15 protein-coding genes are annotated in these 20,768 nt (G+C 62.7%); 10 read left to right on the forward strand and 5 right to left on the reverse strand.

Translation table 11 applies throughout. The features are described 5' to 3' along the window. Nucleotides 1–129: 129 nt before the first annotated feature. Both FXV83_RS18090 and FXV83_RS18095 read right to left on the reverse strand, forming a co-directional pair. Nucleotides 130–1,578 carry an RtcB family protein gene (locus FXV83_RS18090; RefSeq protein WP_210250740.1) on the reverse strand — a complete coding sequence of 483 codons (1,449 nt, stop codon included), beginning with the start codon at nt 1,576–1,578 and terminating at the stop codon, nt 130–132. Then, nucleotides 1,579–2,019: an archease gene (locus tag FXV83_RS18095; RefSeq protein WP_148740753.1), complete on the reverse strand. Its 441-nt coding sequence runs from the start codon at nt 2,017–2,019 to the stop codon at nt 1,579–1,581. It lies immediately after the preceding gene. A gap of 272 nt (nt 2,020–2,291) precedes the next feature. On the opposite strand from FXV83_RS18095, the gene greA reads away from it, so the two are divergent. From greA to FXV83_RS18115, 3 genes are all read left to right on the forward strand, one after another. Then, a complete protein-coding gene (greA, locus tag FXV83_RS18100) occupies nt 2,292–2,798 on the forward strand; it encodes a transcription elongation factor GreA (protein WP_148740754.1) in 507 nt (168 codons plus the stop codon). A gap of 82 nt (nt 2,799–2,880) precedes the next feature. Beyond that, the gene (locus FXV83_RS18105) at nt 2,881–3,987 is read left to right on the forward strand and encodes a CapA family protein (protein ID WP_148740755.1); all 1,107 of its coding nucleotides are present in this window, start codon (nt 2,881–2,883) and stop codon (nt 3,985–3,987) included. Nucleotides 3,988–4,489: 502 nt separating this feature from the next. Then, nucleotides 4,490–5,968 carry a glycosyltransferase gene (locus tag FXV83_RS18115; RefSeq protein ID WP_148740757.1) on the forward strand — a complete coding sequence of 493 codons (1,479 nt, stop codon included), beginning with the start codon at nt 4,490–4,492 and terminating at the stop codon, nt 5,966–5,968. A 279-nt stretch (nt 5,969–6,247) separates the two neighbouring features. Here the strand turns inward: FXV83_RS18115 and FXV83_RS18120 are convergent, their stop codons facing one another. Then, nucleotides 6,248–6,532 (reverse strand): hypothetical protein, encoded by a 285-nt coding sequence (locus tag FXV83_RS18120; RefSeq protein WP_148740758.1) that lies wholly within the window; start codon nt 6,530–6,532, stop codon nt 6,248–6,250. Nucleotides 6,533–6,632: 100 nt separating this feature from the next. Further along, complete coding sequence (locus FXV83_RS18125; protein WP_148740759.1) at nt 6,633–9,131, reverse strand: arylsulfatase; 2,499 nt, start codon at nt 9,129–9,131, stop codon at nt 6,633–6,635. A 574-nt stretch (nt 9,132–9,705) separates the two neighbouring features. Between FXV83_RS18125 and FXV83_RS18130 the strand changes: the two genes are divergently transcribed. Next, entirely contained in the window at nt 9,706–10,779 is a 1,074-nt protein-coding gene (locus FXV83_RS18130; RefSeq protein WP_148740826.1) for a SphA family protein, read from the forward strand. 320 nt (nt 10,780–11,099) lie between these two features. Here FXV83_RS18130 and FXV83_RS18135 read toward each other — a convergent pair whose 3' ends face one another. Further along, nucleotides 11,100–12,062, reverse strand: coding sequence for a LysR family transcriptional regulator (locus tag FXV83_RS18135; RefSeq protein ID WP_148740760.1), 963 nt, complete (start codon nt 12,060–12,062; stop codon nt 11,100–11,102). Nucleotides 12,063–12,162: 100 nt separating this feature from the next. Between FXV83_RS18135 and FXV83_RS18140 the strand changes: the two genes are divergently transcribed. The 6 genes from FXV83_RS18140 (at nt 12,163) to recQ (ending at nt 20,766) form a co-directional block, all read left to right on the forward strand. Beyond that, entirely contained in the window at nt 12,163–13,344 is a 1,182-nt protein-coding gene (locus tag FXV83_RS18140; RefSeq protein ID WP_148740761.1) for an MFS transporter, read from the forward strand. Between the two features lie 89 nt (nt 13,345–13,433). Further along, on the forward strand, nt 13,434–15,041 hold the full coding sequence (locus FXV83_RS18145; protein WP_148740762.1) for an amidase family protein: 1,608 nt from the start codon (nt 13,434–13,436) through the stop codon (nt 15,039–15,041). 390 nt (nt 15,042–15,431) lie between these two features. Further along, on the forward strand, nt 15,432–16,733 hold the full coding sequence (locus FXV83_RS18150) for an O-acetylhomoserine aminocarboxypropyltransferase/cysteine synthase family protein (RefSeq protein WP_148740763.1): 1,302 nt from the start codon (nt 15,432–15,434) through the stop codon (nt 16,731–16,733). Between the two features lie 12 nt (nt 16,734–16,745). Continuing rightward, nucleotides 16,746–17,747 carry a homoserine O-succinyltransferase MetA gene (metA, locus tag FXV83_RS18155; protein WP_148740764.1) on the forward strand — a complete coding sequence of 334 codons (1,002 nt, stop codon included), beginning with the start codon at nt 16,746–16,748 and terminating at the stop codon, nt 17,745–17,747. 104 nt (nt 17,748–17,851) lie between these two features. Beyond that, entirely contained in the window at nt 17,852–18,595 is a 744-nt protein-coding gene (locus FXV83_RS18160; RefSeq protein WP_148740765.1) for a polysaccharide deacetylase family protein, read from the forward strand. Between the two features lie 305 nt (nt 18,596–18,900). After that, nucleotides 18,901–20,766 carry a DNA helicase RecQ gene (recQ, locus tag FXV83_RS18165; protein WP_148740766.1) on the forward strand — a complete coding sequence of 622 codons (1,866 nt, stop codon included), beginning with the start codon at nt 18,901–18,903 and terminating at the stop codon, nt 20,764–20,766. Nucleotides 20,767–20,768 lie beyond the last annotated feature (2 nt).

Genomic DNA, 20,768 nt, shown 5'->3' on the forward strand with positions numbered 1-20,768 from the left:
GTGTTGCCGGGAAGCGGGCGGCCGCAGCCGAGGTTATCTGCAGAACGGAGTCCATCTGCTCGAGTTCCAAAAATTGCGCCGATCTCGCGCGTTCTCGTCAGAGTCTGTTCCAGCCATCCAGGGGGGCAATCATCCCTTGATGATCGCGATTGGACGTAGCCGTGCGACCTTCCGGGCGATCCCGATCTGCGCCGTCACATCGACAACCTCGTCCACCGCCTTGTAGGCCTCCGGCGCCTCTTCGATCAGCCCCCTGGCGGAGCCAGCGCGAACTTCGATTCCGGCGAGGCGCAGGCTCGCGCGGAGCTGGTCATAGCTGATCGTTTTCTTTGCCTTGTGGCGGGAAAGCTCCCGGCCGGCGCCGTGGCAAGCGGATCCGAAGGACTCCCGCATCGCGGTTTCGGTCCCGGCGAGTACGTAGGACGCAGTCCCCATCGAACCTGGAATGAAGACTGGCTGGCCGGTCGTGCGATAGCGCTCCGGAAGTTCCGGGTGGCCGGGCCCAAACGCGCGCGTTGCCCCCTTGCGATGCACGATGCAAGGCACACCTCGATGCTCTTCGAGCTTTGCGATGTTGTGTGAAACATCATAGACGATAGCGAGCGGTTGGTTGCTCCCCAGCACCCGCTTCCATGCATCACGCACCTCGTGCGTGATGACCTGGCGGTTGCACCAGGCGAAGTTGGCCGCGGCGGCCATGGCATGAAAATAATCCTGCCCCTCGGGAGAGTGGAATGGGGCGCAGGATAGTTCGCGGTCGGGCAGGGTGATGCCGTAGTTCGCCATCGTAACGTCCATTCGACGTACGTATTCGGTGCAGGTCTGATGCCCAAGTCCGCGCGAGCCCGTGTGGATCAGCACCGTGACCTGGCCCTCGAACAGACCGAATGCCCGACCGCACTCTTGATCGTAGATCCGCTCGACGCGCTGCAATTCAAGAAAGTGGTTGCCGGCCCCAAGCGTGCCAAGCTGATCGGCGCCGCGCTTTTTCGCCCGGTCGGGAACGGTGTTGGCATTCGCCGCCGCAAGGCAGCCGCGCTCCTCGACGACTTCCGCATCTGCCTCATCGCCGTGGCCAGCCCCGATCGCCCAGCGCAATCCAGTATTGAGGACCAGATCCATCGCGTGCTCGTCGAGCGTGATCCGCCCGGCGCGGCCGACGCCAGTCGGAACGTCTCGCTGGATCTGGGTAGCCAGCGCCGGCAGACGGTCCCGAATTTCGCCGTGCGATACCTCGCTTGCCAGCAGGCGCACACCGCAGTTGATATCGTAGCCCACACCGCCCGGGGAAATGACACCCTCGTCGGCGCGGATCGCGGCGACGCCGCCGATCGGAAAACCATATCCCTGATGGATGTCTGGCATTGCCAGCGCTGGTTCCTGCACACCTGGGAGCGTGGTCATGTTGACGAGTTGCTCCAGCGCGCGCTCGCCAAACAGATGGTCAAGCATGGGCTGATCCGCGAACAGCCGCGCGGTCGCGCGCATGTCATTGCGAAAGCTGCGCGGGATGTCCCACGTACAGGGGCCGGTCTGCTTGAGGTCGGCGGGTGAAATGGCGCGCATGGCGTTCTCCAATCAGATATCGAAAACGATGCTAGCCTCCCAACCGCCGTTCTGTCTGCGAATCGAAAGCTCGTGGTGTGTGATCGCCTTGATGTCGTCGATTGCTTCTGAGGAAACAGTGCGGGCGCTTGCGATCAGCTTATGCTCGCAAATTTCAATGATGCGGAAATCGACATAAGCGCGATGTTCCGCGGTGGCGCGGTAAAGCAACTCCGAAAGCCAGTCGACCAGCAGAGCCTCGAGGTCGGGAGCATCGATCCGGATCGTCTCCGTCTGCCCCGGTTGCGCTTGCGGGGTCGCGCCGCCGAACAAGTAGCTCATCAGCCCCTCTGCGGCATGGGCGAACAGCTCTTCCAGGGTCGCCCCCCGCGCGCGCAGTTTTGCATCGGCCGGATGCTCGAGAATTTCGAAACCGGCGAAACCCGCGCCCCGAGCTGCTGGCGGTGCTCTCATTGTGCAGCTCTCAGTCCAGGTACTTCAGACGGACAACGTCGATCGTCCGTTCCCCACTGTCCAAACAAGTCCCGGCGCGATTGGTTGCCTTTGGACGCGGCTGCCCCGCCGCAGTCTGCGGAATGGAAAAAGCAACGGCATTCACCGGATAATGGAACCTGTGTCCTCGCGCTCCGTTGGCAGCGTCAGGCGCGGCGGATTGGCGCAAACATGCTTTTGCGTGGGGGAACTGTGCCGCCGGTGTAAATGTGTGAACCTGTCCAGGAATCGCGATGACAAAGCTTCCCATGACGGCCGCGGGTCACGCCGCCCTTGAAGATGAACTGAGGCACCGCATTCGCGTCGAGCGACTTGCTCTTGTTCAGCGCATTCAGGAGGCGATCGCCGACGATCCCAATCTGGTCGAGAATTCGGAATATCAGATTGCGCGAGCGGAGCAGGATATCAATGAGGCTCGAATCGCCGAGTTGGAAGACAAGCTGGCGCGCGCCGAAATCGTCGACGTGTCCAGGCTTTCCGGCGACACGATCAAGTTTGGCGCAACCGTGACACTGATCGACGAGGACACCGGCGAAAAGCGCGTCTGGCAGATCGTGGGCGAGCCGGAAGCCGACCCGAGCAACGGCAAGATTTCAGTGGTTTCGCCGATCGCCAAGGCACTGATCGGAAAGAGCAAAGGGGCAACCGTGGCAGTCGAGACTCCAGGCGGCGCCAAGGCCTACAGGGTGCGACAAGTGGAGTGGTTTGAACATAGCCGGAAACGGCGAGAACGGGCGTGAAGCTGCGGCCGAAGTCCGATGTGTTTCCGCGGCAGAATGTCGTGCTGGCTGCGAAGAGGGAAGCGGCGCCGAGCCGGTCAACATGGCAATGATCTCGCTTGCCCTGTGTGGGGACGTGATGATGGGCCGCGGCATTGATCAGCTGTTGCCGTGGCCGTGCGAACCCGTCCTGTATGAGCCCTTCATGCGCTCGGCGACGGAGTACATCGCTCTCGCAGAGCGGGTGAATGGACCTATCCCGCGCCATGTCGAGCCTTCGTACCCGTGGGGCGACGCGCTGCGCGACTTGCAGGAACATCAGCCGGACGTGCGTATCGTCAACTTGGAAACAAGCGTGACACGATGCGCGACGCCTGCGCCGAAAGGCATCAACTACCGCATGAGTCCGGAGAATTTCGCCTCCTTGTTGGACGGCAAGATTGATTGCTGCGTGCTCGCCAACAACCATGTGCTGGACTGGGGAGAGCAAGGCCTTATTGATACGCTCCATGCGGTCCGCACGGCCGGAATTGCGAGCGCAGGCGCAGGCCTTGATCTGCGCGATGCGTGTGCGCCGGGACTGGTGTCAGTGACGGGCAAAGGCCGCGTGCTGGTTTATGCATGCGCTGCTACGGACAGTGGCGTGCCGCCGGCCTGGCGCGCTGGACCCGACCGCACCGGAGTCAACGTGCTCCCGGACTTCTCGGCGGATACGGCCCGGAGGATCGGGAAGGAGGTCTCGGAGAACAGAAAGGCCGGCGACCTGGTTGTCGTCTCGATCCATTGGGGCGGCAATTGGGGCTATGCTATTCCGCCCGAGCATCGTCGCTTCGCGCATGCCCTGGTCGATGCAGCCGGTGCGGATCTGATACACGGACATTCCTCGCACCACGCCAAGGGGATCGAGGTCTATCGCGGCCGCCTGATTCTTTATGGCTGCGGCGATTTGATTAGCGATTATGAGGGCATTGAAGGTTACGAGGCGTTTCGCGACGATCTGGTTCTTCTCTATCTGCCGCAGTTGCGGGTCGCCGATGGCATGCTCGTCAGCCTAACAATGCTGCCATATCAGTTACGCAAATTCCGGCTTAACCGCGCTGCGCCAGCAGATAGTCAGTGGCTGCGCGACATGCTGGATCGCGAGAGCCACTGCTTCAACGCAAGTATAACGCTCGACGAATCCGGCTGCTTGCAGCTGCGGTGCGCGTGAGCAGTACCGGGAGCGTTGGAAGCGAATCGTTCCTGATCCCGGCATCACTTGCCCGCCAAGCGATATTGCCCTCGGATCAAAGCCATCACGCTGGGACCGCTCTTGATCGAGTGTGGACTTCAAAGCCGATCCGGTCTGTCCACGGCGTTCAATCGGGCATCCACCTCTTCAAGGAGACGTTCGATTTCCTCCCGCTCATTGGGGCCCGGATACTCTTCCAGGCGGCTGAGCAGATGCTGCTTTTGTGTCAGGAGCGCCGCAACACTGCTCATTTGAGGCCTGGGTTCGTGATTCTGGAACATTGGTCGATACCCGATGTTCTCTATCGAAACAGAAATAGCTCGACCTCGGTCCGCCTCTTACGTGGCAGCCAGGGCACCCTTTGGCGTGGAATAAAACTGACTGCCGCGACTTGGGTTCCGCGGTGGCCTGAAAGTGGTGACTTCGTCCCGGCCGGCGTGCGGCGCAATGCCGGCATTCTCAGCGATCCGGTAACTCTATCATGGCGCGTCTGATCGAATCGCGACATCACGTTTCGCTCGACGACTATGAGGGCATTGCGCATCTTAGCATGGCGGTGCGGGAGCTGCGTCAGGAGGCGGCGAGCCTGCTTCCCACGCTGAAGGGACACCGAGTGTGGATGGTGAGCAGCACCAGTCGCGGCGGCGGCGTGGCCGAGTTGCTGCCGCCGCTGCTCGCGTTGCTGCGCGAACTCGGCGTCGACGCCAATTGGCTGGTGATGGAGACCGATGATCAGGAGTTCTTCCGGCTGACCAAGCGGCTGCATAACCTGATCCATGGCCACGGGGATGCAAACCTTGGACAAGCGGAGCGCGAACTCTACGACAAGATCAGTCACGATACCGCGGAAGCGGTTGCGCGCCACATCTCGTCGGGGGACGTGCTCGTTATCCACGACCCTCAGCCGTTGGGCGCGGGTGCGATCCTCAGAAAAAGAATGGACATAGCGGCGATCTGGCGGTGCCATATCGGCCTTGATCGGAAAACACCTGAGACCCGCGCGGCGTGGACCTTCCTTGACGCATGCGCATCCGCCTATGATCAGGCTGTGTTCACGGCCCCAGAATACATTCCCGGCTGCCTCACCGGACGGGCAACGATCATGCATCCGGCCATCGACCCGCTCACCCATAAGAACCGGGATCTATCGGTCCACAAGCTTGTCGGCATCCTTGCCAACGGCGCCCTGATCCGTCCGCCCGGTCCGATGCTAACGCCGCCATTCCCCAAACCAGCGGAACGGCTCCAGCGCGACGGAAGCTGGGCGCCTGCTATAGAGCCGGAGGATATCGGACTTCTCTATCATCCGATCGTAACCCAGATCTCGCGCTGGGATCGGTTGAAGGGCTTTCTCCCGCTGATGAACGGCTTCGTGAGCCTGAAGCGCGATCTGGAGAATAAAACTGGCCTGGGCGAGCGGCATCGACACTCAGTGCAATTGGCTCGCCTGGTCTTAGCAGGTCCCGATCCCGCATCGGTCGAGGACGATCCGGAGGGCAAGGAGGTGCTGGCCAAACTCTGCAACGCCTATGTGGGCTTGGAGCCAAAATTCCAAGACGACATCGCGATCATCTTGCTGCCCATGAATTCGGCGAAGCACAACGCGCTGCTCGTTAATGCGCTTCAGCGCTGTTCGGACATCGTGGCGCAGAACTCATTGCAAGAGGGATTCGGGTTGACCGCGACGGAAGCTATGTGGAAGCACGCGGCTGTCTTGGGATCGAATGCCGCAGGGCTCCGGCAGCAGATACGTCCCGACTTGGATGGATGTCTGGTAACGAATCCGGAGGATCCACACGAGATCGCGACGACGCTTGATGCATTGCTGAGAGATCCCTGGAAGCGCGATATGCTCGGCCGGCGTGCTCAGCAACGTGTTCATGATGAATTTTTGATTTTTGCGCAGGTCCGACGTTGGCTTGTCCTGATCGCGAACACGATCAAGACGCGATGGCCATAAGAGGAGCGCTGGCACAGCTCTCGCTGCCGACAAAATGGAGTGACGCACTCTGCGCACTGGGCGGCGCAGTTGATGGGCGACTATTGCTCCAAAAATACCATGACGAAGCGCCGCTCGCGACAGCGATGCTCGCAGCAGCAAGGGCCAGTAGCATGGCCTTCGCCGGGCCTGCCGATCGCTTCGATCGCACGCCGGCAATTTGTCGAGGTGGATCTTCTCGTTGGCGGCTCTGGGTCCGGCGCGATTTCCTGCGAGACGGCTTCGCCACGTCTACTATCGCTATTTCAAGCGGGTCACCGCTGCAGCCATGTCTGGCGCGCGGCTAATTCTGTAGCTGGCATTGCCGCACTTGAGAACCCACACAGCATGATCCGGCTTGGAGCGCTTTTTATCTTTGCTGGCGCCGAGCGGCTTATCACACGCAAAGCCTTGCATGCGGATCTGAGCCGCGAGCATATCCTGGGGCCTTTCGTTGGCGGTTTGCGCGAGGGACACCGAAAATCCGTCGAGCAGGATGCCAATTGACAGGGAAGCTGAGATAGTGACGAAACCGCGAGCTTTCACGAGGCCTCCAGCATACGTTCCGCTTTTCCAAGTCGCGCTTTGTATGGAGACGGACAGCCTGGCATGGGCTGCCCGCCATACATCGCGTTGCCGGCAAAGCCTATTGCTTGTCCCGTATTTTTGTCGCGACCGACTCCTTTTCTGCGGATGACATCTCGTTCGGCCCGAGCTTCACCGTCAGCTTGCTGATCTTGCCGGTGAACTTGAATGGCACTTGGTAGTCCTGATCGTCCACCGAAGTGCCCGTATCGAGTCCGACATTGAAGGTCTCATCCCACATCAGCGTGATGGGCAGACTGCGCGGCATGGGATGGCTCTCCACGACCTTGCCGTCCACCTTCAGGCTGCCTGTGCCGCTTTTGCCCAGACCCGGGCCGTCATATTTCCAGTCGAACTCCAGCGTGTGCTTGCCCGGCGCGAGCGCGTCTTTGCCCTGCCATTTGACGCGCTCCAGGGCGACCAGATTCCAGGTAAACACCGGCTTGCCCCGCAGCAGATAGAAGCCGTAGCCGGCGAACCGGCCGCCGTCGGTCATCAGCATGCCCTCGGCGCCGCCTTGGGGAATGTCGACCTCGGCGGTGACCGTGTACGACCGGTTCAGCAGGCTCGGCGCAGAACCTGTTTCCGGGAACGGCACGTTGCTCAGCTCACCCGAATAGGTGAAGACGGTCCGGCCCGCCGAGTAGCTCGGCTTGTGCGAGATGAACCTGGTCAGGCGGGTGTCGTCCAGCGGGAAGACCTGGTACTTCGTAGCCTCCATCGCGAACACTTGCTGCATGTCGCGCAGCTTTTCCGGCATCCTGGCGGCGAGATCGTTCGACTGCGTCCAGTCCTCTTTGATATTGTAGAGCTCCCAGCGGAACGCGTTCATGACGTCCGTAGGCGGCTCCGCCAAACTGAGGTCCCAAGGCGGGCTCAGCGGAGGCGTCGAGGCGATCCAGCCGTCCTGATAGATGGCGCGCTTGCCGAACATCTCAAAGTACTGCGTCGTCCTCTGGCCCGGCGCGGTGGCGTTGTCCCACGAATAGACCATGCTCACGCCTTCGATCGGCTTCTGGGCGATGCCATTGACCATCACAGGCTGCGGCAAGCCAGCGGCTTCGAGAATCGTCGGCGCGATGTCGATCACATGATGGAACTGATTGCGGATGCCGCCGGCGTCCTTGATGCGCGCCGGCCAGGCCATGGCCATGCCGTTGCGGGTGCCGCCAAAATAAGATGCAATCTGTTTGGTCCATTTGTACGGCGTGTCCCAGGCCCAGGCCCAACCCACCGCGTAGTGCGGGTAAGTCTGGTCGGAGCCCCAGGCGTCGTAGAACTTCATGTTCATCTCGACCGTCGGATGCACGGCATTCGCAACCGCGAACTCGTTGAACAGGCCGTGCAGCGTGCCTTCCGGGCTCGCGCCATTGTCGCCGCTGACGTAGATGACGAGCGTATTGTCGAGTTTGCCAGTGTCCGCGATGGCCTGGATCACGCGACCGATTTCGGAATCGGTATACGCCAGGTACGCCGCATAGACGTCGGCCTCGCGGATGTAGAGCTTCTTCGCCTCGGGCGACAGCGTGTCCCACTGCGGGATGCTGTCCGGCCAGGACGTGAGCTGGGCATTCTGCGGGATCACGCCGAGCCGTTTCTGATTGGCGAAGATTTGCTCGCGCAGCGCGTTCCAGCCCTTGTCGAACAGGTGCATGTCGCTGATCTTCTTGATCCACTCAGGCGTCGGATGATGCGGCGAGTGCGTGCCGCCGGGCGCGTAGTAGATCATGAATGGCCGGTCGGGCTGGACGTCGTTCAGCATCTTGATGCGCCCGACCGCCTCGTCGGCCATGGCGGTGATCAGATTCCAGCCGGGATTGCCCAGGAAGGGCTGGATCGGGGTGGTGTTGCGGAAGAGATTGTTCGGCTGCCACTGGCTGGCGTCGTCGCCCACGAAACCGTAATAGTAGTCGAAGCCCTTGATGGGACCGGTCGGCCAGTTATGGAAGGGGCCGGCTTGCGTGCCCTCCCACTGCGGCACGTTGTGATCTTTGCCATACCATGAGGTGTCATAGCCGTTCTGCCGCAGGATCTCGCCGATGGCGACGGCGTCGCGTGGGATGACGCTGTTGTAGCCGGGATAGCCTGTCGCCTGATCGACGACGACGCCGGTATTCACCGAGTGATGGTTGCGCCCAGTGAGGAGCGCGGCCCGCGTCGGCGAGCAAAGCGCTGTGGTGTGGAAGGCTGTGTAGCGCAGACCCGTCTGGGCGATGCGGTCCAGGGCCGGTGTCGGGATTACGCCCCCGAACGTGCTTGGTGCGCTGAAGCCGACGTCGTCGGTCATAATCAAAAGTACATTGGGCGCGCCCTTCGGCGGCGTGACAAGCGCGGGCCAATACGGCTTCGATTGCACCGCGTTGGGATTGATCTCGCCTTTGAACGGCTGAGTGGGATTTGGCAGGTATCTGCCGTCAATAGTCGTCGTCGCTCCCGGCGAACCCGGTGCCCCGGTGGTTTGCTGCCCTTGGGCGTCTACAGTCGCCAATGGTAGGAGCAAAAGAGATCCGAGCAGAATGCGTGACGCAACTCGTTGATGCAGGTTCGAGGCGCTCGTCATTGGCTAACTCCCGAAAACCGAATTGATCTGAATTTTCTGGATTACGAATCTTCTCTCACGGTCGGCGGCGCGTCGCCAACATCTGCAACTCGGGGCAGTTTCCGTCTTGGTCTGAATCAATATCGTTCGTGCACGACTGGTGCTCCGACCAGTTCGTGCTCGTCGCTACGTTTGCCGTACAAATGCTGGAGCTTTGACGATGAAGGCGGGGAGATCAGTAATTTTGCGAATATGCATCACAATATACTCCCAACACGCACGGGCACTCTACCTCAGATCGTGTCCTGGTGTCGAGTGTTGAATGCGCCACGCCAGGCTAACCGTTGGGAGTCGGAATGTCGCCGTTACTGACTCGCTCTTTTCGCAACGCTGCGAAATCGTTACAGCTCTACAGCAACAATGGCTCAGCACAGTGAGGTCAGGGGTACTGTCCTTCATTTTTACGGAGCGGATCGTACGGCGGCGTGACTTCATCGCAACAGCCGGAGCGCAATCTGAGCAGCTCGCTATCTTGGCGCGAGACATCGAAGCGTGGCCTGATACGCTGTCTGTACGTGGGCAGGAGGACAAGCAGATGATGCGGTGCATATCGGAATCAAACTCCCATTGTCGGCTGGTTGGCGCAACGATCGGGTTAGCGTTGGCAGCGGCCGGATTGTTCTCCAACACCGCATATGCCGATGAGGATGGTGTTTCATATTGGCTTCCAGGCCGCTTCAGCAGCCTCGCAGCAGTGCCTGCCGTGCCTGGCTGGTCAATGGCCGAAGTCTACTATCACACCAGCGTGTCCGCCTTCGGTAGTGCAGCCGCCGCAAGAGAAATCCGCGTCGGCAGGATCCCCGCTAACGTCAATGTTGATTTAAATCTGCGTCTAAACGCGCAGGCGGATCTTCTGCTGCTCAATCCGACGTATACGTTCGCGACCCCGGTACTCGGCGGACAATTGGCGGTCGGCATCACCGGCTTGTTTGGCCGATCCGCCGCAACGCTCGACGGCACACTGACGACGGTCGTCGGGCCCTTTGCGACAACGCGCACGGGCACGCTCTCTGATTCAATCACCTCCGTGGGAGATCTGTATCCGCAGGTAACGCTGAAGTGGAATGCCGGCGTCCACAATTTCATGACCTATTTGACCGGTGACATCCCCGTTGGCGCCTACGATCCGATCCGCCTTGCGAACCTTGGCATTGGCCACGGCGCGATCGACGGCGGCGGCGGCTACACCTATTTCAATGAGAAGTTGGGGCACGAATTTTCGGCCGTCGCCGGTTTCACTTACAATTTCAAAAATCCTGACACGCAGTACCAGAACGGCATCGATTTTCACATTGACTGGGGTGCTTCGCAGTTTCTGTCGAAGCAGCTTTTCGTCGGACTCGTCGGCTACTACTATCAACAGATCACGGACGATTTTGGTCAGCGTCCGATCCTCGGCGGTTTCCGGTCGCGCGTAGTGGGAGTCGGTCCTCAGATCGGATACCTGTTTCCGGTTGGAGACTGGCAGGGATATTTGAACCTGAAGGGGTACGGCGAGTTCGCCGCAGAAAATCGGCCGGCCGGCTGGAATACATGGCTGACGTTCTCGCTGTCGCCGATGGCGCCGACTAGCACCGTCGTGCCGACGCGCCGGATCGTGACGAAGTAATAGCGATGCAGCCACTGCGAGCCCATTCGCCGAGCTGAAGGCATATGAGAGCAGCCTGACATGGCTTGGCGTGCCGCCGTCAAGACGGAACTGGACTACCTGGTCATCGCCGAGCGGCGGTATGCAGGAATACTCGTTGAATGTCTGCAACGTCGAGAAGGTCATCAAATGTGTCGTAGCTGTGGGCCTTGTCCCCATGCACTGGAGCCAGAGCGACTTGGTGCGTTCGCCCTCGTATGCGTTCCTGGCGCAGGCCAATCCAAACGCGCTCGCGTCGGCGAATTGTTTTGCGAGCTTCTCGCTGACCACGCTTCCGACCTTCATGTATCCGATCCCACTAGCCGCCACCTCCCATCCCCCGCCCGCTTCAGCGCCGGGTCGCTTACCCGCACATGCTCCGCCAGAAAGTCGATGAACGCCCGCACGCGCGCAGGCAGTGGTGCGCTGTGGCCGACATAGACGGCGTGGATGTCTTCGCGGTCGCCGGGATTGTAACTCTGGAGAACCGGCACGAGGCGGCCCGCTTCAATGTCGGGGCCGACGTGGAAGAGGGCGAGGCGGGCGAGGCCGACGCCGCCGAGGGTGAGGCGGCGGGCGACTTCGCCGTCGCTGGCGCGGGCGGCCGGCGGCGGTGCGGCTTCCTCAGTGCGCTTGCCGCGCTTGAACGGCCAGGCGCGGATCGAGCGCGGGAAGGTCCAGCCGATGCCGCGGTGATCTGCCAGATCCGCCGGCGTCCTCGGCGTGCCGAAGCGGGTCAGATAATCCGGCGCGCCGACCACGACCATGCGGCTGGTGCCGAGCTTTCGCGCGACAAGGCGTGAAGCTCGCAAGGGGCCGACACGAATCGCGACGTCGGCGCGCTCCTGCATCAGGTCGATCAGCGTGTCGGTCAGCACGAGATCGAGCGTGACGTCGGGATGTTGTTCCAGGAAGCGCGGGATCAGCGGCATAACATGCAGCATGCCGAAGGGAATGCTGCTGTTGACGGCGAGGCGGCCGCGCGGCGCAGCGCCTGAGGCGGCCTCGCGCTCAGCCTCCTCCATCTCGGCGAGTATGCGCACCGAGTGCTGGTAGAAGGCCTTGCCTTCTTCCGTCAGCGTGAGCTTGCGGGTGGTGCGGTTGATCAGCCGCGTGCCGAGCCGCGCCTCCAGCCGCGAGATCAGCTTGCTCACCCCCGATGGCGTCAAGCGCAGTTTTCGCGCAGCCTGGGTGAAGCCGCCGAGGTCGACGACGCCGACGAAGACTTCCATCTCGGCGGAGCGGTTGGTGTCGAAACGGGCCATGTTGAATTCACGTCACAAATCATTGGATTGTGGACATCCTAATGGTTTTGCTGCCCTGCTTCTATCTGCGTGGCTCGGTACCCATTCATCGGAGCCATGCATGCCTGCCGCCGTCCTCGCCCTCACTGCCGGTGCCTTCGGCATCGGCACTACCGAATTCATTATCATGGGCCTGCTGCTTCAGGTCGCCGCGGACATGCACGTCTCCGTGCCGGTCGCGGGCCTATTGATCTCCGGCTATGCGCTCGGCGTATTCGTCGGAGCCCCGGTGCTGACCTTGGCCACACGTAGAATGCCGCGCAAGACGGTGCTGCTGGCGCTGATGGCAATCTTTACCATCGGCAATGCGGCTTGTGCGCTGGCGCCGAACTACGAATTGTTGATGGCGGCGCGGGTGCTGACCTCGCTCGCCCACGGCACCTACTTCGGTGTCGGCTCGGTGGTTGCAACCAGTCTCGTTGCCGAGGACAAGCGGGCCTCCGCGATATCGACCATGTTCATAGGCCTGACCGTTGCAACCCTGCTCGGCGTTCCCTTCGGCGCCTGGTTCGGCCTGATACTGGGCTGGCGCGCGGCGTTCTGGGCGGTGACGGTGATCGGCGTGATCGCCTTTGCGGTGGTCGCGCTGCTGGTGCCCGGCCATGTCGGCAACGGCGACAAGCCGATCTCGCTCGCCGAGGAAGTCTCGGTGCTCGGCCGTCCGCAGGTTCTGCTCGGCCTTGCCATGACCGTGTTCGGCTTCGCAGGCCTATTCGTCGTGTTCACATATATCCAGCCGATCCTGACGCGCTTCGCCGGCTTTTCGGAGGCGGCGGTCTCGCCAATCCTGCTGGTGTTCGGCGGTGGCCTTGCGATAGGCAATGTGGCCGGCGGCAAGCTCGCCGACCATGGCCTCGCGCGCGCCCTGATCGGCACGCTCGCCGCGCTTGCCACCGTGCTGCTTGGTCTTGCCGCCGTGCTGTCGATCAAGCTCCTCGCCATCGCGCTGATCCTGCTGCTCGGCATCGCCGCATTCGCAACGGTCGCGCCGCTCCAGCTTCGCGTGCTGGAAGCGGCCGGCCCCAGCGGACGGACGCTCGCCTCGAGCCTCAACATCGCCGCGTTCAATCTCGGCAATGCGCTCGGCGCCTGGGCCGGCGGCCTCACGATCGACCGCGGGCTCGGCCTCTCCGCACTGCCGCTGGTCGCGGCGGGGATTACGGCGGTCGGCCTCGTGCTGGCGCTGTGGAGCCTCCGGCTTGACCGCACGCAGGCCGCAGTCGCGGCATGCCCCGCCGAGTAAGAAGCATGACAACGCGCCATGCAGAAACGCGTCTGTACACAGCGACGCGCCGTCCGTAACTTCGCTGCGCAATTTCAGGAGAATGCGACGTGGCGAAGAAGGCGGCGACCAAGAAGAAAAGCGCTTCGAAAAAAGTAGCGGATACCTCGAGCAAGACGGACACCGCCCGCAAGGGCGCCGTAGCCAAAGCAGCGAAGAAGACAGCCAAAAAGGCGGCGAAGACGGTCAAAAGGATCGGAAAGCAGTCCTCACCACGCAAACCGACCGCGGCGCGCCGCCCGAAGGGGCCGGCATGGCAATGGTCGGCGGTGGAGACTGCGGCCGCGATCCGCGCCGGCGCAATCTCTGCGGTCGAGACCGTCGAAGCGCATCTCGATCGGATGCGCGCGGTCAATCCCAAACTGAATGCGGTCGTCGTCGATCTCGGCGAGGAAGCGTTGAAGGCTGCGCATGCGGCCGACAAGCAGCGCGCCAAGGACGGCGAGCTTGGTTTGTTGCACGGCGTTCCCATCACCATCAAGGAGAACGTCGACTACGAAGGCCGGCCCAATTTCAACGGCGTTCCTTCCAACAAGGACCTCGTCGCGCCGTCAGACTCGCCGGTGGTGCGCAACCTGAAGAAAGCCGGCGCGATCGTCCTCGGCCTCACCAATACGCCGGAATTCTCCTTCCGCGGCTTCACCGACAATCCGCTGCACGGGCTGACGCTCAATCCCTGGGATCCGAACATCACCTGCGGCGGCTCCTCGGGCGGCGCAGGCTCGGCGGTCGCCGCCGGCATCGGCACCATCGCGCATGGCAACGACATCGGCGGCTCGCTGCGCTGGCCGGCGCATTGCAACGGCGTTGCCACCATCAAGCCGACGCAGGGGCGCATTCCCGCCTTCAACGGAAGCGCAACTGCGGAGCGGCCGATGCTGGCGCATCTGATGTCGGCGCAGGGGCCGCTCGCCCGCCACGTCGGCGACGTTCGCCTCGCGCTGGAGGTGATGAGCCAGCGCGATCCGCGCGACCCCTGGTGGGTGCCGGCGCCGCTGGTCGGACCGAAGCCGAGGGGACCGATCAAGGTCGCGCTCGCCAAAATTCCCGAGGACATGGATGTGGATCCGCAGGTCGCCGCGGCGTTGCGCCAGGCTGCCGATCATCTCGAGCGGTCCGGCTATCGCGTCAGCGAGGTCGATGTGCCCGACATCAACGGCGTCTGGCAGACCTGGTGCGACATCATCACCAACGAGACGGTGGTGATGCTGGAAACCGGCATGCTGAAGGTGACTTCGGAAGACTTCCACAAGGCGTGGAACGGCATGAAGGCCAAGGCGAGCGTGCTCGATCTTCCCGCCTGGATGCGCGCTACCGCCGCGCGCAGCGGCCATATTCGCGCCTGGCAATTGTTCTTCGAGGAGTATCCGGTCGTGCTGGCGCCGACCACGGTGAAACCAACGCCGGGCCCGCGCGAGGACACGATCAGCGCCGAGCGCGTCCGCGAGATCTTCTGGGGCGAGATCCGCTTCATCTCCGCGATCAACGTGCTGGGCCTGCCCGGCGCGGTGGTGCCGGTGGCGCTGCACGACGGCAAGCCAATCGGCGTGCAGCTCATCGCCGGCCGCTACCGCGAGGACCTCGCACTCGATGCGGCGGCCGCGATCGAGAAGCGTGCCGGCGTGCTCACACATAGTCTGTGGGAGATGATGGCCTGAGCCCCTCGCGCTGTTGCCGCATTGACAGCCTTTCCCTCTCCCCTTGTGGGAGAGGGTGGCTCGCCGCATAGCGGCGAGACGGGTGAGGGGTCTCTCTCCGCGAATGTAGACTTACCGTGCGGTTAGAGACCCCTCATCCGGCGCTTCGCGCCACCTTCTCCCACAAGGGGAGAAGGAGGGGCATAGTGCCTGCTGCACCAGACGCCCGAATTCATCAATCCAATTTCATTCAAATTTCGGGCAATTCTCCAACAACCGTTAGGGTTACTTCCTCGATCTCTAGGCGAATTATTGCCCGCTTTACCACCCGCCTCTAACACGGGGACGGCGGACAACGCACATGCCCATAAAGGCCAATTAAGTGCGGCCCGCCCCACGTGGAGGTGGACGATGCGCAACGAGACGATCGCTATTCACGCCGGCTACGAACCCGAAGCCACGACGCACGCGGTCGCCGTGCCGATCTACCAGACCGCGGCCTACGCTTTCGACAGCGCCGATCATGGCGCAGCCCTGTTCAATCTCGAAGCCGAAGGCTATCGCTACAGCCGCATCGCCAATCCGACCAGCGCGGTGCTGGAGAAGCGCATCAGCCAGCTCGAAGGCGGCGTCGGCGCGCTCGCGGTCGCGACCGGCCAGGCCGCGTTGCATTTCGCTTTCGTCAACGTCGCCGACCATGGCGGCAACATCGCTTCGGTGCCGCAGCTCTATGGCACCACGCACACGCTGCTCTCCCACATCCTGCCGCGCCAGGGCATCGCCGGCCGCTTCGCCGAGAGCGACAAGCCTGAGGCGATCGAGAAACTGATCGACGAGAACACCCGCGCGGTGTTCGCCGAGACCATCGGCAATCCCGCCGGCAATGTCTGCGATATCGAGGCGCTGGCCAAAATCGCGCATGCGCATGGCGTGCCGCTGATCGTCGACAACACGGTTGCAACCCCGATCCTGCTCAAGCCGTTCGACTACGGCGCCGACATCGCCGTGCATTCGCTGACCAAATTCCTGGGCGGCCACGGCACCACGCTCGGCGGCGCCATCGTCGATTCCGGAAATTTCCCGTGGGCCAAGCATGCCGAGCGCTTCCCGGGCTACAACAAGCCTGACGCCTCCTATCACGGACTGGTCTATGCCGAGCGGTTCGGCCGCACCGCCTATATCGAGCGCGCGCGCAGCATCTATCAGCGCACCATGGGTTCGGTGCTGTCGCCGTTCAACGCTTTCCTGCTGCTCCAGGGTATCGAGACCGTGGCGCTGCGCATGGAACGCCACGTCGAGAACGCGCGCAAGGTCGCCGAATTCCTGCGTGCCGACCCGCGCGTGGCCTGGGTCAATTACACGGGTTTCCCCAATAGCCCTTATTATCCGCTGGTGCAGAAATATCTCGACGGCAACGCCTCCTCGCTGTTCACCTTCGGTATCAAGGGCGGCATGGAAGCCGGCAAGACTTTCTACGACGCGCTGAAGCTGATCACGCGTCTGGTCAATATCGGCGATGCCAAGTCGCTGGCCTGCCATCCGGCCTCGACCACGCACCGGCAGATGTCGGCCGAGCAGCAGCGCGTCGCCGGGGTGCTGCCGGAGACGATCCGCCTCTCAATCGGCATCGAGCATGCCGCGGATATCATCGAGGACATCGACCAGGCGCTGGAAAAGGCCTGCCCGTCGGCGCGTCTCCAGGCCGCGGAGTAGGCGGCGGCGCCGATGACGCTCTTGATCGACAGGGATCAAGGTATCTCGAGCCCGGCCCTGGTGCCCGGAGAGGTCGATCTCGCGCGCGATCATGGCGGCGCCGAGCTCACCATCGGGCTGATCAACAACATGCCGGACCCGGCGCTGAAGGCGACCGAGCGGCAGTTCATGAAGCTGCTCCAGGCCGCTGCCGGGCCACGCCGCATCCGCTTCCATTGCTTCTCGCTGCCGTCGGTGAAACGCTCGCCCGAAGCGAAATGGCATGTCGAAAGCGAGTATTCCGATCTCGCCGATCTCAAACGGCACAAGTTCGATGGGCTGATCGTGACCGGCGCCGAACCGGTCGCGCCTGAGCTCGACCAGGAGCCGTACTGGCGCGATCTCACCGAGCTGATCGACTGGGCCAAGGTCAACACGCGCTCGACGATCTGGTCGTGCCTGGCCGCGCATGCGGCGGTGCTGCATCTCGACCGCATCGGACGGCGGCGGCTGCCGGCGAAATGTCACGGCATCTTCGACTGCGAGCCGGTCACCGATGATGCGCTGACACGTGCGGCGCCTGCTCCGCTCAAGGTTTCGCATTCGCGTCTGAACGAAGTCGCCGAGAGCGATCTCACGCAGGCCGGCTATCAGGTGCTGACGCGCTCGGCCGAGGCCGGCATCGACATTTTCGTTCGGCAATATGCCAGCCGGTTCGTCTTCTTCCAGGGCCATCCCGAATACGACGCGCTGTCGCTCCAGCGCGAATATCTGCGCGACATCGGCCGCTATCTCGCCCGCGAGCGCGAGACTTATCCGCACCTGCCCGTGAGTTATTTTGACGCAGAGACGGAAGAGAAACTTGCCCGATTCGAGAAACGGGTGAGGCACCAGCGTCATCCGGCGCTGACGAACGATCTGCCCGCGCTGACGTTGCGCGCCGATATCGCGGCCGGCAGCGCTGCAGCGGCACTTTTCCGCAACTGGTTGCAATATCTCGCTGCTGACACCAAAGCCCCGCTGCTCGCGCGCTAGGTTCAGATTACGGATTTCGCGTTAGGGCTAATAAAGTGTGAAGCTTGCCTCAAACGACACATGAATGCTTCAGTGACGAGGTCGGGCAAACAGGAAACGCGATCGTGTGGTCGGCACTCCAGGGACGCATGAGCAATCGGCTGGCCCGGCATTTTCGCGCCGCGCCGCACAGATTGCCGCCTCATGCGCCAATGGTCAGCTTTACCTTCGATGATGCGCCCGACAGTGCCGCGGGCGAGGGCGCTTCGCTGCTGGAGCAGCATGGCGGCCGCGGCACGTTCTACCTGGCCGGCAGCCTGATCGACCAGCCCGGGGATCACTGGCGCGGACTGTCGAATGAGGCGATCGTGCGGCTTCATCGCGCCGGCCACGAGATCGCCTGCCATACCTTCTCGCATCTGCGCGCGGTCGATCTCAACGAGGCCACCATGGCACGTGAGATCGAGCGGAACCGCAGCTATTTTCGTGCCATCGATTCCTCGATCGTGCTGGAGAACTTCGCCTATCCGTATGGCCTCGCCTCGGTCTGGCGCAAGCCGCAGCTGGCAAAAGCCTTCCGCTCGGCGCGCGGCATCCTTCCCGGCGTCAATCGCGACGTCGTCGACCTCCAGTTCCTGCGTGCCTCGCCTCTGGTCGATTGCGAGATCGATTCGTCCGGCATCGATCGCTATTTCGACGCGGCGATCGCAAGCGGCGGCTGGCTGATCTTCTATGGCCATGACGTTGCGGATGCGCCGAGCCCCTATGGCTGCTCGCCGAATCTGCTGCGTCACGCGCTGAAGGCGGCCGAGAAGCGCAGCATGCCGATCGTGACGGTCGCGGAAGCGTTGCGAAGGATTGGGGCGTAAGGAGCCTTCTTCTTCCCCTCTTCCCTTGTGGGAGAAGGTGGCGCGAAGCGCCGGATGAGGGGTCGTCTCCGCAAGCAATCTCGATCGAGTTCGCAGACAAAACCCCTCACCCGTCTCGCCGCTACGCCATAGCCGATGCGATGCATCGGCGTTCCAAGTACGGCGGCCAAAGGCCGCCTATGCCGGCCTCTCCCACAAGGGGAGAGGGGAAGACATCGTCTTGCCGCGCAAACAGTCTTGCCACGACTGCGCCGTCATGCGACTGGCCTTGTTGTCGAATCTCACGGTCCGGTTCCGCTCCGCCCATGTCCGCTTCCTCCACCGCTTCGTTGCCTGCGCCGGCCGACGGCCGCGACGCGCTCTCGGTGCTGCATTCGGTATTTGGTCTGCCGGGGTTTCGCGGCGCGCAAGGCGAGATCATCCGGCATGTCACCGAGGGCGGCAATTGTCTGGTGCTGATGCCGACCGGCGGCGGCAAGTCGTTGTGCTATCAATTGCCGTCGTTGCTGCGTGAAGGCTGCGGCATCGTGGTGTCGCCGCTGATCGCGCTGATGCGCGACCAGGTCGCCGGTCTGATCGAGGCGGGTGTCAATGCTGCCGCGCTGAACTCGTCGCTGACGCCGCAGGAGGCCTCGGACATCGAGCGCCGCCTGATCGCAGGCGATCTCGACTTGCTCTATGTCGCGCCGGAACGTCTCGTCACGCCGCGCTGCCTGTCGATGCTGGCGCAGGCAAAGGTGGCGCTGTTTGCGATCGACGAAGCCCATTGCGTCTCGCAATGGGGCCATGATTTCCGGCCCGAATATGTCGGGCTCTCCATCATCGCCGAGCGTTTTCCAACCGTGCCGCGCATTGCGCTGACCGCGACCGCCGACGATTTGACGCGGAAGGAGATCGTCGAGCGGCTCCAGCTTGGGGGCAGCCCGCAATTCGTCTCCAGCTTCGACCGGCCAAACATCCGCTACGAGATCGTCGACAAGCGCAATGCGGTGTCGCAACTGAAGGAGTTCATTCGGGAGCGCCATGCGGGCGATGCCGGCGTGGTCTATTGCCTGTCCCGCAATCGGGTCGAGGAGGTCGCCGCCGCGCTCGACGATGCCGGCATTGCGGCACTGCCCTATCACGCCGGGCTCGACAGCAGCGTGCGCTCGCGCAACCAGGACCGCTTCCTCAACGAGGACGGCATCGTCATCGTCGCGACGATTGCCTTCGGCATGGGTATCGACAAGCCGGACGTGCGCTTCGTCGCCCATCTCGATCTACCCAAGAGCATCGAGGCCTATTACCAGGAGACCGGGCGCGCCGGCCGCGACGGCAAGCCGTCTGCGGCCTGGATGGCCTACGGCCTCTCCGATATCGTGCAGCAGCGCCGCATGATCGACGAATCCGCGGCATCCGACGATTTCAAGCGGGTCTCGATCGGCAAGCTCGACGCGTTGGTCGGTCTCGCCGAAACCGCGCAATGCCGGCGTAAGCGGCTGCTCGGCTATTTCGGCGAGACCCTGCACGGCGAGAATTGCGGCAATTGCGACAATTGCCTGACGCCGCCGCAGATGCGCGACGGCAAGGTACTGGCGCAGAAGCTGCTCTCTTGCGTCTATCGCACCGGCCAGCGTTTTGGTGCCATGCACCTGATCGACGTGCTGATCGGGCGCCTCACCGACAAGGTGACGCAGTTCGGCCACGACAAGCTCTCGGTGTTCGGCATCGGCCGCGAGCTTAACGAGAAGCAATGGCGCACCGTGCTGCGGCAGGTTATGGCGATGGGGCATTTGCAGAGCGACAGCGAAGCCTTTGGCGCGCTGAAGCTGACGGACTCCTCGCGCGGCGTGCTGCGCGGCGAGGTCGAGGTGTGGCTGCGCGAGGAAGCGCCCGGCACTCGTATCCGGTCAAGCCGCGCCAAATCCCGCCGCGGCGACCTCGCGCCTGCGGCAAGCGCGGCGCAAGGCGATGTCGATCCTGAATTGCGTGCGCGGCTGCGGTCCTGGCGGTCAGACATCGCGCGCGAGCGCGGTGTGCCCGCGTATGTCGTGCTGCACGATGCCACCATCGACGGCATCGTCCGGGCCTGGCCGACCACGCTCGACGAACTGCGTAACGTGCCCGGTATCGGCGACAAGAAGCTCGAGCATTACGGAGACGAGCTGCTGCAGATCGTGCGGACGCGGTAGGG

Source organism: Bradyrhizobium hipponense, from assembly GCF_008123965.1.
Lineage (GTDB): Bacteria > Pseudomonadota > Alphaproteobacteria > Rhizobiales > Xanthobacteraceae > Bradyrhizobium > Bradyrhizobium hipponense.

Excerpts from the sequence above, each read along its gene's own strand:
- FXV83_RS18095 (WP_148740753.1), bottom strand. The coding sequence starts at position 2,019 with ATGAGAGCACCGCCAGCAGCTCGGGGCGCGGGTTTCGCCGGTTTCGAA.
- greA (WP_148740754.1), top strand. The coding sequence starts at position 2,292 with ATGACAAAGCTTCCCATGACGGCCGCGGGTCACGCCGCCCTTGAAGAT.
- FXV83_RS18105 (WP_148740755.1), top strand. The coding sequence starts at position 2,881 with ATGGCAATGATCTCGCTTGCCCTGTGTGGGGACGTGATGATGGGCCGC.
- FXV83_RS18115 (WP_148740757.1), top strand. The coding sequence starts at position 4,490 with ATGGCGCGTCTGATCGAATCGCGACATCACGTTTCGCTCGACGACTAT.
- FXV83_RS18125 (WP_148740759.1), bottom strand. The coding sequence starts at position 9,131 with ATGACGAGCGCCTCGAACCTGCATCAACGAGTTGCGTCACGCATTCTG.
- FXV83_RS18130 (WP_148740826.1), top strand. The coding sequence starts at position 9,706 with ATGATGCGGTGCATATCGGAATCAAACTCCCATTGTCGGCTGGTTGGC.
- FXV83_RS18135 (WP_148740760.1), bottom strand. The coding sequence starts at position 12,062 with ATGGCCCGTTTCGACACCAACCGCTCCGCCGAGATGGAAGTCTTCGTC.
- FXV83_RS18140 (WP_148740761.1), top strand. The coding sequence starts at position 12,163 with ATGCCTGCCGCCGTCCTCGCCCTCACTGCCGGTGCCTTCGGCATCGGC.
- FXV83_RS18150 (WP_148740763.1), top strand. The coding sequence starts at position 15,432 with ATGCGCAACGAGACGATCGCTATTCACGCCGGCTACGAACCCGAAGCC.
- metA (WP_148740764.1), top strand. The coding sequence starts at position 16,746 with ATGACGCTCTTGATCGACAGGGATCAAGGTATCTCGAGCCCGGCCCTG.
- recQ (WP_148740766.1), top strand. The coding sequence starts at position 18,901 with ATGTCCGCTTCCTCCACCGCTTCGTTGCCTGCGCCGGCCGACGGCCGC.